We start from the raw sequence: 16,124 nt of genomic DNA, 5'->3' as shown, positions 1-16,124 counted from the left end.
ATGGAATTCCCCGTTGGTTAGAAGCGGTAGTGTGAGAAGGCCTTGTTGGCTTCTGCCATGCGATGCACGTCTTCACGCTTCTTCACAGCAGCGCCCTTGCCTTCGGAGGCGTCCAGCATTTCGCCAGCCAGACGCTGCACCATGGTTTTCTCACCACGGTTACGGGCAGCATCGACCAGCCAGCGCATGGCCAGCGCCTGGCGACGCGACGGACGTACTTCCACGGGCACCTGGTAGGTCGCACCACCGACACGGCGGGATTTGACCTCGACCATCGGCTGGATGGCTTCCAGCGCCTTGTCAAAGATGTCCAGCGGCTCGTCTTTTCCACGTTCGGCAACCCGGTCGAGCGCGCCGTAAACGATGCGCTCGGCTACAGACTTCTTGCCGCTGATCATCAGGTGGTTCATGAACTTCGCCAGGCGCTCGCTTCCGAATTTCGGATCCGGAAGTATCTCGCGCTTAGCAGCAACTCTTCTTCTAGGCATGATAAGCCCTCGGTTGAAGGGTCCTTCAGGTAAACCCGAGATTCCCGCCCGCCATGCGAGCGACACTCGACCTTACTCTTATCTGACCATTGTGACGTAGGAGTAAACGGCGTCCGGCATCAGGCCTTGGGACGCTTGGTACCGTACTTGGAACGGCCCTGCTTACGGTTCTGTACACCGGAGGTGTCGAGGGCGCCGCGAACGGTGTGATAACGCACACCCGGCAAGTCCTTGACACGGCCGCCACGAATCAGGACCACGGAGTGTTCCTGCAGGTTGTGGCCTTCACCGCCGATGTAGGAAGTGACTTCATACCCGTTGGTCAGACGAACGCGGCACACCTTACGCAGTGCGGAGTTCGGCTTCTTCGGGGTAGTGGTATAGACGCGGGTACAAACCCCGCGACGCTGCGGACAGGCCTGCAGCGCCGGCACATCGCTCTTGGCGACCGGGCGCTTGCGCGGCTTGCGCACGAGCTGATTGATCGTTGCCATAGTCTGTAGCTGACTCCAATGGTTGCCTTGCTTCTGCGTCATATAACGCATAGGGGCGCACCCGCCCCACTATTAAAGGCTGCGCATTCTAATGTCTGGTCGCAAGCGACGTCAAGGCCGGCCCCCAGGAAGGACCGGCCAGGACACGCGAACGGCTCGCCTTACAATTCGTCGTCATCCGCATCGAGGGCAGTGAGCTGGGCGCCCAGTTCCGCCTCGACATCGTATGCCGACGGATGGAGCGTGCGCTCGGCTTCCTCGCGCTTGCGACGACGCTCCGCATGGTGGGTCAGGCCGGTACCGGCCGGGATCAGACGTCCCACCACCACGTTTTCCTTCAGGCCGCGCAGGTAATCGCGCTTGCCGGTGACCGCCGCTTCGGTCAGCACGCGGGTCGTCTCCTGGAAGGAGGCCGCAGAGATGAACGATTCGGTCGCCAGCGACGCCTTGGTGATACCCAACAGGACGCGCTCGTACTTGGCCGGGAACTTGTCCTGCTCGGCCAGACGTGAATTTTCCTCGAGCACGCGCACCAACTCGACCTGATCCCCCGGAATGAAGCTGGAATCGCCGGAGTCGGTGATCTCCACCTTACGCAGCATCTGACGCACGATGACTTCGATGTGCTTGTCGTTGATGCCCACACCCTGGAGGCGATAGACCTCCTGGATCTCGGTGGTGATGTACTTGGCCAACTCCGCCACGCCCAACAGCCGCAGAATATCGTGCGGGTTGCTCGGCCCGTCGGAGATCACCTCGCCCTTCTCGACGCTCTCGCCCTCGAACACCGCGATCTGACGCCACTTGGGAATCAGCAGCTCGAACGGATCGCCGGATTCCGGGGTAATCGTCAGACGGCGCTTGCCCTTGGTCTCCTTGCCGAAGCTGACCACACCGCTGATTTCCGCCAGAATCGCCGGCTCCTTCGGTTTGCGCGCCTCGAACAGATCGGCGACACGCGGCAGACCCCCGGTGATGTCCTTGTTGCTCGACGCCTCGACCGGAATACGTGCAATGACTTCACCGACACCGATCTGGGCGCCGTTCTCCGCAGAGACGATGGCACGCCCGGGCAACAGATACTGCACCGGCGTGTTGGAGCCCGGCAGCGTGACGTACTCGCCCGCTTCGTCGGTGAGCATGATCATCGGACGCTTGTCGCGACCTGCCGCCGGCCGCGAGGCCGCCTCGATCACTTCGATGGACGACAGGCCGGTCATCTCATCCACGCTGCGGTGGATGGTGATGCCTTCGTCCATGTCGATGAACTGCGCCTTGCCCTGCACCTCGGCGACGACCGGGTGAGTGTGCGGATCCCACTTGGCCACGGCCTGGCCGGCATCGACGTGATCGCCGTCCTTGACCGACAGCTCGGCGCCATAGGGCAGCTTGTAGTACTCGCGCTCACGACCATGCTCGTCGGCGACTGCCAGGGCACTGGAGCGTGATACCACCACCAGCTTGCCGTCGGCACGCTCGACGTGCTTGATGTTGTGCAGGCGCACCCTGCCACCGTGCTTGACCTGTACGCTATCCACCGCGGATGCCCGCGAGGCCGCCCCACCGATGTGGAACGTACGCATGGTCAGCTGGGTACCCGGCTCACCGATCGACTGAGCGGCGATGACACCCACCGCTTCGCCGGTGTTGACCTGATGCCCACGTGCCAGATCGCGCCCGTAGCACGCGGAACACACCCCGTGCGGCGTTTCGCAGGCGATGGTGCTGCGTACCACGATCTCGTCGACACCCATGGTGTCGAGCTGCTCGCACCACGCTTCGTCGAGCAGCGTGCCGCGCGGAATCAGCACTTCTTCGCTCGCCGGATCGATGACGTCCTGCGCCACCACACGCCCCAGCACACGCTGCGCCAGGGAGACGATGATGTCGCCGCCCTCGATGACCGGATGCAGGGTCAGGCCTTCTTCGGTACCACAGTCGGGCTGGGTAATGACCAGATCCTGCGCCACGTCGACCAGACGACGTGTCAGGTAACCGGAGTTGGCGGTCTTGAGCGCCGTATCCGCCAGGCCCTTACGTGCACCGTGTGTGGAGATGAAGTACTGGAGTACGTTCAGACCTTCACGGAAGTTGGCCACGATCGGCGTCTCGATGATCGAGCCATCCGGCTTGGCCATCAGGCCACGCATACCTGCCAGCTGGCGAATCTGGGCCGCACTACCACGCGCCCCGGAATCGGCCATGATGAACACGCTGTTGAACGAGTCCTGCTCGACCTCTTCGCCCTGACGGTTAACGACGGTCTCCTTGGAGATGCCCGCCATCATCGCCTTGGCCACCTTGTCGTTGGCCTTGGACCAGATGTCGATGACCTTGTTGTACTTCTCGCCTGCGGTCACGAGACCGGAAGAGAACTGGTCCTCGATCTCCTTGACCTCGTCCTCGGCCGCATCGACGATCGCCTTCTTCTCGTCGGGAATGACGAAGTCGTTGACGCCGATGGAAGCGCCGGACCAGGTCGCCAGACGGAAGCCGGTATACATCAGCTGGTCGGCAAAGATCACCGCATCCTTGAGCCCGCTGCGGCGATAGACCTCATTGATCAGACGCGAGATCGCCTTTTTCTTCATCGGCTGGTCGACCAGCTCGAACGGCACGCCCTTCGGCAGGATGCGGAACAGCATGGCACGACCGACCGTGGTGTCGAAGATGGACCGCTTCTCGACCAGCTCGCCATCCTCTTCTTCGGCCAGATACTCGGTCAGGCGGACCTTGACGCGGGCATGCAGCGACACGCTCTGGGTACCGAAGGCACGCTCGACCTCATTGAGGTTGGCGAACACCATCCCTTCACCCTTGGCACCGATGCGCTCACGGGTCATGTAGTACAGTCCCAGGACGACGTCCTGCGACGGCACGATGATCGGCTCGCCATTGGCCGGCGACAGCACGTTGTTGGTCGCCATCATCAGCGCACGCGCCTCGAGCTGGGCTTCCAGCGTCAAGGGCACGTGAACGGCCATCTGGTCACCGTCGAAGTCGGCATTGTAGGCGGCACACACCAGCGGATGCAGCTGGATCGCCTTACCCTCGATGAGCATCGGCTCGAAGGCCTGGATGCCCAAACGGTGCAGGGTCGGTGCACGGTTGAGCAATACCGGGTGCTCGCGGATGACATCGGCGAGGATATCCCAGACTTCCGGAAGTTCGCGCTCGACCATCTTCTTGGCCGCCTTGATCGTCGAGGCGTACCCCTGCGACTGCAGCTTGGAATAGATGAACGGCTTGAACAGCTCGAGCGCCATCTTCTTGGGCAGACCGCACTGGTGCAGACGCAGGGTCGGGCCCACGGTGATGACCGAACGACCGGAATAGTCGACACGCTTACCCAGCAGGTTCTGACGGAAACGCCCCTGCTTACCCTTGATCATGTCGGCCAGCGACTTCAGCGGACGCTTGTTCGAACCAGTAATGGCCCGGCCGCGACGGCCGTTGTCGAGCAGCGCATCGACCGATTCCTGCAGCATCCGCTTCTCGTTGCGCACGATGATGTCGGGCGCATTGAGATCGAGCAACCGCTTGAGGCGGTTGTTACGGTTGATGACGCGGCGATACAGATCGTTGAGATCCGAGGTCGCGAAGCGGCCACCGTCGAGCGGGACCAGAGGACGCAGATCCGGTGGCAGCACCGGCAGCACTTCCATGACCATCCACGCCGGCGCATTGCCGGAATTGTAGAAGGCTTCCAGCAGCTTCAGGCGCTTGGAAAGCTTCTTGATCTTGGTCTCGGAGTTGGTCTGCGGAATTTCCTCGCGCAGACGCTCGATCTCCTCGCCCAGCTCGATGTCCTTGAGCAGCGCCTGGATCGCCTCGGCGCCCATGCGCGCATCGAAATCGTCGCCGAACTCTTCGAGCGCCTCGAAGTACTGTTCGTCGTTGAGCAGTTGACCACGCTCGAGCGTCGTCATGCCCGGATCGATGACCACGAAGCTTTCGAAATAGAGCACACGCTCGATATCGCGCAGGGTCATGTCCAGGAACATGCCGATACGCGACGGCAGCGATTTCAAGAACCAGATGTGCGCCACCGGCGAGGCCAGTTCGATATGGCCCATGCGCTCGCGACGAACCGCCGCTTTGGTGACTTCGACGCCGCACTTCTCGCAGATGATGCCGCGGTGCTTCATGCGCTTGTACTTGCCGCACAGGCACTCGTAGTCCTTCACCGGCCCGAAGATCTTGGCGCAGAACAGGCCGTCACGCTCGGGCTTGAAGGTACGATAGTTAATGGTTTCCGGCTTCTTGACCTCACCATAGGACCAGGAGCGGATCATGTCCGGCGACGCGAGGGTAATCTTGATCGCGTCGAACTCTTCGGACTGTGCCTGCGATTTGAGGACTTTCACCAAATCTTTCATGGGGTCGGCTCCGTTGCGGAGTTGTCATGAGCGGGACCCGAGTTTCCGGGTCCCGCGGACCATCATTCTTCAGCGTCCGGCGTTTAGCCTTCCAGCTCGATATCGATGCCCAGCGAGCGGATTTCCTTCACCAGTACGTTGAAGGACTCCGGCATGCCTGCCTGCATGGAGTGATCGCCGTCGACGATGTTCTTGTACATGCGGGTACGCCCTTCCACGTCGTCGGACTTGACGGTGAGCATCTCCTGGAGCGTGTAGGCTGCGCCATACGCCTCGAGCGCCCACACCTCCATCTCACCGAAGCGCTGTCCACCGAACTGCGCCTTGCCGCCCAGCGGCTGCTGAGTGACCAGCGAGTAGGAGCCGGTGGAACGTGCGTGCATCTTGTCGTCCACCAGGTGGTTGAGCTTGAGCATGTACATGTAACCTACAGTGACCGGGCGGTCGAACTTCTCGCCGGTACGGCCATCGTAGAGATCCATCTGGCCCGACTCGGGCAGATCGGCCAACGTCAGCAAGCCCTTGATCTCCTGCTCCTTGGCGCCGTCGAAGACCGGCGAAGCCATGGGTACGCCACCGCGCAGGTTCTTGGCCAGGGCGATCACTTCCTCGTCACTCAACGAGGCGATGTCCTCCTGGCGAGTCCCCGCCGTGTTGTAGACCTTGCCCAGGAACTCGCGGATCTCGGCAACCTGCTGTTCGCGGGCGTCACGCAACATGGCGTCGATTTTCACGCCAAGGCCACGAGCCGCCATGCCCAGGTGGGTCTCGAGGATCTGCCCGACGTTCATGCGTGACGGTACGCCCAGCGGGTTGAGGACCACGTCGACCGGCTCGCCCTGATCGTCGAACGGCATGTCCTCGATCGGCATGATCGCCGAGATGACGCCCTTGTTACCGTGGCGCCCGGCCATCTTGTCACCCGGCTGGATACGACGCTTGACCGCCAGATACACCTTGACGATCTTGAGCACGCCCGGCGCCAGGTCGTCGCCCTGGGTAAGCTTGCGCTTCTTGTCCTCGAAACGCTCGTCCATCTCCTTGCGGCGATTCTCGAGCTGCTCGTCGGCCTGGGCCAGTAGCTCGTTGAGCGCCTCGTCCTGCAGGCGCAGCTTGAACCACTGCTGACGCGGCAATTCTTCGAGATACTCATCGGAGAGCTCGTCGCCCTTCTTGAGCTTGGGTCCACCGTTGACTACCTGGCCGGACAACTGGCGCTTGAGACGCTCGAAGGTGGCGTCCTCGGCGATGCGGTAGGTCTCCTGCAAGTCCTTGCGCACTTCGTCGAGCTGCATCTGCTCGATGGACAGTGCCCGCGAGTCCTTTTCGACGCCGTCACGGGTGAATACCTGTACGTCGATCACGGTACCCTTCATGCCGGTCGGCGCACGCAGCGAGGTATCCTTCACGTCGGATGCCTTTTCGCCGAAGATCGCGCGCAACAGCTTCTCTTCCGGCGTCAGCTGGGTTTCGCCCTTGGGCGTGACCTTGCCGACCAGGATATCGCCAGGACCGACTTCGGCACCGATATAGACCACCCCGGCCTCGTCCAGCTTGGACAGCGCAGACTCGCCGACGTTGGGAATGTCGGAGGTGATTTCCTCGGCACCCAGCTTGGTGTCGCGAGACACGCAGGTCAGTTCCTGGATATGAATGGTGGTGAAGCGATCTTCCTGCACCACACGTTCAGAGACCAGGATCGAGTCCTCGAAGTTGTAACCGTTCCAAGGCATGAACGCGATGCGCATGTTCTGACCAAGGGCCAGATCGCCCATGTCGACGGACGGACCGTCGGCCAGGATGTCACCGCGCGCCACGACGTCGCCCGGACGCACGATGGGCCGCTGATTCATGCACGTGTTCTGGTTGGAACGTACGTACTTGGTCAGGTTATAGATATCGACGCCGGCTTCGCCGCCGATGATCTCATCCTCATTGATACGCACCACGATACGCTTGGCGTCGACCGAGTCGATCACTCCGCCACGACGCGCCACGGCACACACACCGGAATCGCGCGCCACGAAGCGCTCCATGCCGGTACCGACGAGCGGCTTGTCGGCACGCAGGGTCGGCACGGCCTGACGCTGCATATTCGAGCCCATCAGAGCGCGGTTGGCGTCGTCGTGTTCGAGGAACGGAATCAGGGCTGCCGCCACGGACACCACCTGACGCGGCGACACATCCATCAGGGTCACCTTGTCAGGCGCCATGAAGGTGGTCTCGCCACGGTGACGAACCTGTACCAGGTCATCAATCAGCTTGTTGCCTTCGTCGACGGTCGCCGAGGCCTGGGCAATGATGTAATCGCCCTCCTCGATTGCCGACAGATGCACCACCTCGTCGGTCACCTGACGATCCACGACCTTGCGGTACGGTGTTTCGAGGAAACCGTAGCTGTTGGTGTGACTGTAAGTCGCCAGCGAGTTGATCAAGCCGATGTTCGGGCCTTCCGGCGTCTCGATCGGACACAGACGGCCATAGTGAGTGGCGTGAACGTCACGCACCTCGAAGCCAGCGCGCTCGCGGGTCAGGCCACCCGGGCCGAGTGCCGAGACACGACGCTTGTGGGTCACCTCGGAGAGCGGGTTGTTCTGGTCCATGAACTGGGACAGCTGGCTGGAACCGAAGAACTCCTTGACCGCTGCCGCCACCGGCTTGGCATTGATCAGGTCCTGCGGCATCAAGCCTTCGCTCTCCGCCATGGACAGACGCTCCTTGACCGCACGTTCGACACGCACCAGGCCGACACGGAACTGGTTTTCGGCCATCTCGCCGACACAGCGAATGCGGCGGTTGCCCAGGTGATCGATGTCGTCGACGTCACCGAAACCGTTACGAATGGCGATAAGCTCCTTGAGCACGTCAAGGATATCGGCATTGTCGAGGACGCCCGGTCCGGTATCGGCATCGCGGCGCAGACGACGGTTGAACTTCATGCGACCGACACCGGAGAGGTCATAGCGGTCTTCGGTGAAGAACAGGTTGTGGAACAGCGTCTCGGCCGCTTCCTTGGTGGGCGGCTCGCCGGGACGCATCATGCGGTAGATCTCGACCAACGCCTCGAGCTGGGAGCGCGTCGTATCCAGCCTCAGGGTATCGGAGATGAACGAACCGCAATCGAGATCGTTGGTATACAACGTCTCGAGCGTCTTGATGCCTGCCTGGCCCAGCTTCTCGAGCAGGTCGGGAGTGATCTCGCTATTGCATTCGCAGATCAGCTCGCCGGTATTGGGATCGACCTGATCCTTGGCCAGTGTCTTGCCGAACAGATAATCCATCGGCACTTCGAGGCGCTCGAGGCCCGACTTTTCCATCTGCCGGATATGTTTTTGGGTAATGCGTCGGCCTTCCTCGACGATCACGCTACCGTCGACATCCTTGATATCGAAGGTGGCGGTTTCACCGCGCAGGCGCGACGGCACCAGGTCCACGGAGAAGCCGGACTTCTCGATATGGAACGTGCTGGTGTCGAAGAAGGTATCGAGTACCTCCTCGGCGCTCATGCCCAGTGCGCGCAGCAGCACCGTGGCCGGCAGTTTGCGGCGGCGGTCGATGCGCACGAAGACGTTGTCCTTCGGATCGAATTCGAAGTCCAACCAGGAGCCGCGGTAAGGAATGACCCGAGCGGAATACAGCAGCTTGCCCGAGGAGTGGCTCTTGCCTTTGTCATGGTCGAAGAACACGCCCGGCGAGCGATGCAGCTGGGAAACGATGACACGCTCGGTACCATTGACGACGAAGGTGCCGTTTTCGGTCATCAGGGGGATTTCCCCCATGTAGACTTCCTGCTCCTTGATATCCTTGATAGCCTTGTTCGACGATTCCTTGTCGTAGATGATCAGACGAACCTTGACCCGTAACGGCGCCGAATAGGTGACGCCACGCAACTGGCATTCCTTGACGTCGAACGCCGGAGTGCCGAAGCGATAGCTGACGTACTCGAGCGCAGCGTTGCCGGAGAAGCTCTCGATCGGGAATACGGACTTGAAGGCGGCGTGCAGGCCGATATCCAGGCGCGAGTTCGGCGCCCGGTCCTGCTGCAGGAAGTCGTAGTAGGAGTCAAGCTGGATGGCCAGCAAGTAAGGCACATCCATCACTTGGGGCAGTTTGCCGAAATCCTTGCGGATGCGTTTTTTCTCAGTGTATGAGTAAGCCATCTGTATTCCCCAGCTTGTTCACCATGGGTGACCGATGCGTGGTCGGCGCCACCCGACGAGGCATCCCCGTCAGGCGCTGACGGCAAGCCCCGGTAGAGGCTCGCCGTCGGAATTCGTCTAGCGTCTTATCCAAGCGATGACTTTCACGATAGAACGCTAGTGACAACAGAAAAAGGCCGGCAGCGGGCATCCCGCCACCAGCCGTGGAAGCTTACGCAGCGCGCGAAGCCATGGGGCACAAGGGTTACTTGAGCTCCACGGAAGCGCCGGCTTCTTCCAGTTTCTTCTTGGCTGCTTCGGCGTCGTCCTTGGACATCGCTTCCTTGATGGTCGCCGGTGCGCCGTCGACGGCACCCTTGGCTTCCTTCAGGCCGAGACCGGTGATCTCGCGGACGACCTTGATGACGTTGACCTTCTTGTCGCCAGCGGCGGTCAGAACCAGGTCGAACTCGGTCTGCTCTTCAGCAGCAGCGGCATCGCCACCGGCACCCGGGCCAGCCACGACAGCGGCAGCGGCAGAAACGCCGAACTTCTCTTCCATCGCTTCGATCAGCTCAGCGACTTCCATCACGGACATGTCGGCGACGGCGTTGATGATGTCTTCTTTGGTCAGTGCCATGTTTGCTTTCCTAAACTTTGCGGAGCGCGCCCTGGAGTGTTTGCGCTCGATAACTGGGTTGACGAGTCAGGCGACGAGCCGGAAAAGACGCTTATGCGGCTTGTTCCTGCTTCTGGTCGCGCAGAGCGGCGAGGGTACGTACCAGCTTGCCGGCAGAAGCTTCCTTCATGACGGACATCAGCTTGGCAATCGCCTCGTCGTACGTCGGCAGAGTCGCCAGACGATCGAGATCGGAAGCCGGGATCAACTCACCTTCGTAGGCCAGCGCTTTGACTTCGAAGTCCTTCTGTCCCTTGGCGAATTCCTTGAACAAGCGCGCAGCAGCGCCCGGGTGCTCATAGGAAAAAGCCAGCAGGGTCGGACCAGCGAAGGTCTCGTCCAGAATCTCCCAGGGAGTTCCGGACAGAGCGCGACGTGCCAGCGTGTTGCGGACAACACGAATCTGGACGCCATTCTCGCGAGCCTGCTTGCGCAAATCGGTCATTGCACCGACAGACACACCGCGAGAATCGGCAACAACGACGGAGAGAGCAGCCTGAGCGGCTTCACTGACCTCAGCAACTATCGCTTTCTTGCCTTCGAGACCTAGTGGCACAGTGTTCACTCCTTCGTGCCGGGACAGCCGAGGATGTCCCGGTGGTTACCATCTCTCCATTGCCGTTCGGCAAGGGAGGCTTGGGTTGATGGTGCTCACCAGCGTACTGGCGGGGCACACCATCTGCGCAGGCGGCTCTTCATGCACACAGGGTGCGAGCCATTAAGCCGCCCTCAGGCGACGCCTGCGGTCTTTGACGGTGCCCCGCCCGCTTGGCACGGGGACCGCAAAGTTACTGCCAGTTTCCCGTCGATCACACGAATGAGCTGTGATCGACGGTGAGACCCGGCCCCATGGTAGTGGACAGGGTCATTTTCTTGAAATACACACCCTTTGAGGTGCTGGGCTTGAGACGCTTGAGGTCGTTGACCAGCGCATCGAGGTTGCCGCGAATCGCGTCTGACGAGAAGTCGACCTTACCCAGCGTGGTGTGAATGATGCCGTTCTTGTCGGTACGGAAGCGCACCTGACCCGCTTTGGCGTTCTTGACCGCGGTAGCGACGTCGGGGGTCACGGTGCCCACTTTCGGGTTAGGCATCAGGCCGCGCGGGCCGAGAATCTGGCCCAGCTGACCGACGACACGCATGGCATCCGGAGAAGCGATGACGACGTCGAAATCCAGGTTACCCTTTTTCACCTGCTCGGCCAGGTCGTCCATGCCGATAATATCGGCACCGGCTTCCTTGGCGGCATCGGCGTTGGCACCCTGGGTAAAGACGGCAACACGCACGTCCTTGCCGGTACCGTTGGGCATGACGGTTGCGCCACGTACCACTTGATCGGATTTACGCGGATCGACACCGAGATTGATGGCAACGTCCACGGATTCCTTGAACTTGACCTTGGACAGCTCGCCGAGCAGAGAGACCGCTTCCTCGATGCTATAGACCTTGGAGGAATCGACCTTCTCGCGGATCATCTGTGCGCGCTTGGACAGTTTAGCCATGATCAGAGACCCTCCACGTTGAGGCCCATGCTACGGGCGCTACCGGCGATGGTACGCACGGCGGCATCGAGATCGGCAGCCGTCAGATCCGGCTCCTTGGTCTTGGCGATCTCTTCCAGCTGCTCGCGGGTCACGGTCCCGACCTTGGTCTTGTTCGGTTCGCCAGAACCGGACTTGATACCAGCAGCCTTCTTCAACAGGACGGCCGCCGGCGGCGTCTTGGTGACGAAGGTGAAGCTGCGGTCGGAATAGACGGTAATGACCACGGGCGTCGGCAGACCCGGCTCGATATCCTGGGTCTCGGCATTGAATGCCTTACAGAACTCCATGATATTGACACCGTGCTGACCCAGCGCCGGGCCCACGGGGGGGCTAGGGTTGGCCTTGCCAGCTGCAACCTGCAGCTTGATATAGGCCTGGACTTTCTTAGCCATAATGCACTCCAGTTGGGTAATAGCGCCTTTCGGCTCCCCGGGTTAACGGACCTCTACGGGCCCGATGAATAGCTCGCCAGCCTGCTATCAGGCTGGCAATCAATCTTTTTCGACTTGCGCGAACTCGAGCTCGACCGGCGTAGCGCGACCGAAAATCAATACGCTCACCTGCAGACGGCTCTTCTCGTAATTGACTTCTTCGACGACACCGTTGAAATCGGCAAACGGCCCATCGGTAACGCGCACCACCTCGCCCGGCTCGAACAATGTCTTGGGGCGCGGCTTGTCCACGCCCGACTCGACACGGCGCAGGATGGCATCGGCTTCCTTCTTGGTGATCGGCGCCGGCTTTTCCGGCGTACCGCCGATGAAACCCATTACGCGCGGCGTTTCATTGACCAAATGCCAAGTCTGATCGTTCATTTCCATCTCGACCAACACGTAGCCAGGATAGAACTTGCGCTCGCTCTTGCGGCGCTTGCCGTCGCGCATCTCGACGACTTCTTCGGTCGGCACCAGGATCTCGCCAAACTGATCCTCCATGCCATATAGCTTCACGCGCTCGGTCAACGAGCGCATGACATGCTTCTCGAAGCCGGAATAGGCGTGAACGACGTACCAACGCTTGGACATGGATTCTCCTAACCTATGATGCCGGACATCGCCCAGCCAAGAACGGTGTCAATCAACCACAGCATCAAACCGACCAACAGCACGGCCACCAGCACGATCGCCGTCGTCTGGATGGTCTCCTGACGGGTCGGCCAGACGACACGCTGAATTTCCTTGCGTGCACTACGGGCCAGCTCGACGAGGCTACGTCCCTTGGCAGTCGTGAGCGCTACCGCCGCAGCGGCGGCACACAAGGCCACCACGCCCAGAACGCGATAAAGCAGAGCCTGATCGGCAAAATAGCCATTACCGATCACCGCCAACGCAACAAGAATGACGACGACCGCCCACTTGATCCCGTCGTGGCGCGACTCCTGCACCTCGGCGTTATGTTTCATGACGTGGGACTCCTCAAGGCGCGGCAATCGAAAAGACGGAATTGTATGAGAAAAAGCCAGCCTGGGGAAGACTGGCAGGCCAGGAGGGAATCGAACCCCCAACCTGCGGTTTTGGAGACCGCTGCTCTGCCAATTGAGCTACTGGCCTGGAACACTTTCCTACCGCCTCTTGCAGGCGGCCATGCAACAGCGGGCAAGATGATAACGGATAATACCCGTCATGACAACCCCTCACTCACCCACCACTACAGAAAGAAAAGGCGAGCCGCGGCTCGCCTTGAAACTGGAGCTCATGGACGGATTTGAACCGTCGACCTCACCCTTACCAAGGGTGTGCTCTACCCCTGAGCTACATGAGCTTGAAACCTGGAGCGGGCAGCGGGGATCGAACCCGCATCATCAGCTTGGAAGGCTGAGGTTCTACCATTGAACTATGCCCGCCTGCCCTACTCTTGCTATCGACGCGTAGCGCGGCGACATCGAAACTGGTGGAGGGGGAAGGATTCGAACCTTCGAAGCTTTCGCGGCAGATTTACAGTCTGCTCCCTTTGGCCACTCGGGAACCCCTCCAACGTGGCGGCAAATTTTATCATCTCGAAGCGATCTGTCAAGTACTTGTTTCTTCAACACTTGCAGTGCCGGCCCAAGGCCTCAAGACGCGGCGCATTGTGTCAAAGCAGCGTCGAGAATGCAAGCCCTGCGCGGATTCTTTCCAGAGGTGCCGGCAAAGGTACATGCGGCGCTCCCGCCATTCTGCCGGCACGTTCTGCAGCGGTCAGCGGGTAACACGCTTCAAGCCCGGCATAGACCATATCCGGCCAGATGGCATGTGGTACCCGTATCCCTCGCGATACGACCCGGGCATCGCCTCCTGTAAGCAGCAACGGTAACGCCACGCCTTCCCGGTCACAGACTTCCGCATAGATACGATTGACTGCGCTCACCGCTGCCATGTAAATGCCATGATTGACGGCTTCGACGGTGTTCCTGCCGGGAGCCAGTAGCTCATCGGCCTCACTGTCGGGATCTATCGCCACATTGCGCGTGCCCAGCTTGAGGCTTTCCTTCATCAAGCGCAGCCCGGGGATGATGTAGCCTCCCAGATGCCGTCCGCCAGGCAATACAAAGTCGATGGTGATGGCACTGCCACAGTCGACACTGCAGCATCCACCTGTCAGCTGGTAACCGGCCAGCGCGCCCATCCAGCGGTCGACCCCGAGGCGCCCCGGCTCCTCGTAACCGCTGGTTACGCCCAAGGCTTCGCGCACTGAGCGGGCGACATGCACCGCCCCCACCCGGCGCTGCAGCAGCGCTACGGTATCCTCCAGCACAGCACGCCGCGCTACGCTGGAGATACGCACCGCACTAACTACATCCAGATCGGGAATGTCTGCGCCAGGACGCCACTCCTCCCGTGTCCATACAGCCCCTCGCGAACGGATTTCGCTGCTGGAAATGTCTTTGAGGCGCCACTTGGACAGCGTATTACCAATGTCGAGATCGAGGATCATGGACGCCCACGCACGCTGATTTCTCCTCCCACGAGGCGCTGCACCTCGCCATCGCGCCTGACGATCAGATTGCCCGCCGCATCGACCCCATCGGCAATAGCCACATAGCGCCGTGACCCTTGAATGATGTCGACATCCCGCCCTGCATAGGCATTGCGTCGATTCCAGGCTTCCCGCCACGGCTCGAAGCCGGTTTGCTCGAATCCAGAGAGCAAGTCGAGCAGCGCCTCAATCAATTCAGCCGCCAAAACGTTGCGAGACACCCCTTCGGCCTGATCGGCAACGGCAGCGATGGGTTGATCGACGCCTGTACGTAGCGACTCGGGTAACACGACATTGAGGCCGATGCCGATCACCACTTCACAGGGCCCCTCGGCATCACCGCTGAGCTCCAGCAGGATTCCGGCCAGTTTGCCATGGCCACGCTCGGTTACTAGCAAGACATCGTTCGGCCACTTCAGCGCGACCTCGAGACCGTGCTTCTCCAGGATCTCAGCGATTACCACGCCAACCGCCAGACTCAGGCCTTCGAGTACCGACGCCCCACCCTGGAACCGCCAGCCGATAGAAAACAGCAGGCTACGCCCCCATGGACTCATCCACTGGCGTCCGCGCCTGCCCCTGCCTGCCGTCTGGCTCTCCGCCAGGCACACTTCGGCATGCCCCGCTCCGTGCAGGAAGCGATCACGCAGGAATAGATTGGAAGATGGCAGGGACTCTTCGACGAACAACCTGACGAGGTGACGACGCGACTCCCGCGACAAGGCAGCGATGATGGCCGGTCCGTCGAGAAGCTCCATGGGCGAAGTCAGCCGGTACCCCCGGCCTTTGACCGCCTCCAGCGGTATATCCAGGGCCTCGAGCTTCTTGAGCTGTTTCCAGACGGCTGTCCGGGTCACACCGAGGCGTTCTCCCAACTGTTCCCCAGAATGGTAACCGCCATCGCTAAGCAGACGGATCAACTCACCGATCGTCATGTCTTCCGTCCCGTCGAAAAACCGTCATTCTAGCGGAAGCGCCTACCCGGCGGGAACGATAGCGACCAAAGTGGGTCAATCGCAGGATTTTGCTGCGGCCATTTTCCCGATGCGCAAACGAAAAAACCCCAGCCGGTTGGCTGGGGTTTTCGAAAAGATGCCTGACGATGACCTACTCTCGCATGGGGAGACCCCACACTACCATCGGCGCTGAGCGGTTTCACTGCTGAGTTCGGCATGGGGTCAGGTGGGACCCGCTCGCTATGGTCGTCAGGCGTAACCGTGGCGTGCTGCCAGGGGCAGCACCCAAGTACCTGGTGCGCTTTACAACGTGATCAAGCTGACAGCGATACGACTCGCGTATCCGTGTGTCGTGGCGACCGCCACCCGGGCCTGGCAAGGCCCCTTGGGTGTTATATGGTCAAGCCTCACGGACCATTAGTACGGGTTAGCTCAACGCATTGCTGCGCGTCCACATCCCGCCTATCGACCTCGTCGTCTTCGAGGGTCC

12 protein-coding genes, 4 tRNA genes and 2 rRNA genes are annotated in these 16,124 nt (G+C 60.8%); all 18 read right to left on the bottom strand.

Annotated features, from left to right (window positions below; all coding sequences use genetic code 11):
- Positions 1-17: 17 nt before the first annotated feature.
- Positions 18-488 carry a 30S ribosomal protein S7 gene (gene rpsG, locus MHM84_RS16280; RefSeq protein ID WP_019020546.1) on the bottom strand — a complete coding sequence of 157 codons (471 nt, stop codon included), beginning with the start codon at positions 486-488 and terminating at the stop codon, positions 18-20.
- Between the two features lie 119 nt (positions 489-607).
- Positions 608-982 (bottom strand): 30S ribosomal protein S12, encoded by a 375-nt coding sequence (gene rpsL / locus MHM84_RS16275; protein WP_026300677.1) that lies wholly within the window; start codon positions 980-982, stop codon positions 608-610.
- Between the two features lie 161 nt (positions 983-1,143).
- Positions 1,144-5,361: a DNA-directed RNA polymerase subunit beta' gene (gene rpoC, locus MHM84_RS16270; RefSeq protein ID WP_239267405.1), complete on the bottom strand. Its 4,218-nt coding sequence runs from the start codon at positions 5,359-5,361 to the stop codon at positions 1,144-1,146.
- 83 nt (positions 5,362-5,444) lie between these two features.
- On the bottom strand, positions 5,445-9,521 hold the full coding sequence (gene rpoB / locus MHM84_RS16265; RefSeq protein ID WP_239267404.1) for a DNA-directed RNA polymerase subunit beta: 4,077 nt from the start codon (positions 9,519-9,521) through the stop codon (positions 5,445-5,447).
- Between the two features lie 244 nt (positions 9,522-9,765).
- On the bottom strand, positions 9,766-10,140 hold the full coding sequence (rplL, locus tag MHM84_RS16260) for a 50S ribosomal protein L7/L12 (RefSeq protein ID WP_239267403.1): 375 nt from the start codon (positions 10,138-10,140) through the stop codon (positions 9,766-9,768).
- Between the two features lie 91 nt (positions 10,141-10,231).
- Positions 10,232-10,735, bottom strand: coding sequence for a 50S ribosomal protein L10 (gene rplJ, locus MHM84_RS16255; RefSeq protein ID WP_239267402.1), 504 nt, complete (start codon positions 10,733-10,735; stop codon positions 10,232-10,234).
- 253 nt (positions 10,736-10,988) lie between these two features.
- The gene (gene rplA, locus MHM84_RS16250; protein WP_239267401.1) at positions 10,989-11,681 is read right to left on the bottom strand and encodes a 50S ribosomal protein L1; all 693 of its coding nucleotides are present in this window, start codon (positions 11,679-11,681) and stop codon (positions 10,989-10,991) included.
- A 2-nt stretch (positions 11,682-11,683) separates the two neighbouring features.
- Positions 11,684-12,115 carry a 50S ribosomal protein L11 gene (gene rplK / locus MHM84_RS16245; protein ID WP_126485264.1) on the bottom strand — a complete coding sequence of 144 codons (432 nt, stop codon included), beginning with the start codon at positions 12,113-12,115 and terminating at the stop codon, positions 11,684-11,686.
- Positions 12,116-12,214: 99 nt separating this feature from the next.
- On the bottom strand, positions 12,215-12,748 hold the full coding sequence (gene nusG, locus MHM84_RS16240; protein WP_239267400.1) for a transcription termination/antitermination protein NusG: 534 nt from the start codon (positions 12,746-12,748) through the stop codon (positions 12,215-12,217).
- Between the two features lie 8 nt (positions 12,749-12,756).
- Positions 12,757-13,125: a preprotein translocase subunit SecE gene (gene secE / locus MHM84_RS16235; protein ID WP_239267399.1), complete on the bottom strand. Its 369-nt coding sequence runs from the start codon at positions 13,123-13,125 to the stop codon at positions 12,757-12,759.
- A 72-nt stretch (positions 13,126-13,197) separates the two neighbouring features.
- Positions 13,198-13,273 (bottom strand) — tRNA-Trp (locus tag MHM84_RS16230).
- A gap of 136 nt (positions 13,274-13,409) precedes the next feature.
- Positions 13,410-13,484, bottom strand: a tRNA-Thr gene (locus MHM84_RS16225).
- An 8-nt stretch (positions 13,485-13,492) separates the two neighbouring features.
- Positions 13,493-13,566 (bottom strand) — tRNA-Gly (locus MHM84_RS16220).
- Positions 13,567-13,611: 45 nt separating this feature from the next.
- Positions 13,612-13,695 (bottom strand) — tRNA-Tyr (locus MHM84_RS16215).
- 101 nt (positions 13,696-13,796) lie between these two features.
- Positions 13,797-14,636 (bottom strand): type III pantothenate kinase, encoded by an 840-nt coding sequence (locus MHM84_RS16210; protein ID WP_239267398.1) that lies wholly within the window; start codon positions 14,634-14,636, stop codon positions 13,797-13,799.
- Positions 14,633-15,613: a biotin--[acetyl-CoA-carboxylase] ligase gene (locus tag MHM84_RS16205; RefSeq protein WP_239267397.1), complete on the bottom strand. Its 981-nt coding sequence runs from the start codon at positions 15,611-15,613 to the stop codon at positions 14,633-14,635. Before MHM84_RS16205 ends, MHM84_RS16210 begins: the two co-directional genes overlap by 4 nt.
- Positions 15,614-15,772: 159 nt before the next feature.
- Positions 15,773-15,888 (bottom strand): 5S ribosomal RNA (gene rrf, locus MHM84_RS16200).
- Between the two features lie 142 nt (positions 15,889-16,030).
- Positions 16,031-16,124 (bottom strand): 23S ribosomal RNA (locus tag MHM84_RS16195); the annotation flags it as partial.

This window comes from Halomonas sp. McH1-25, from assembly GCF_022348165.1.
GTDB lineage: Bacteria > Pseudomonadota > Gammaproteobacteria > Pseudomonadales > Halomonadaceae > Modicisalibacter.
The sequence above is the reverse complement of the archived record's forward strand: the minus strand, read 5'-3'. Positions and strand labels throughout refer to the sequence as shown.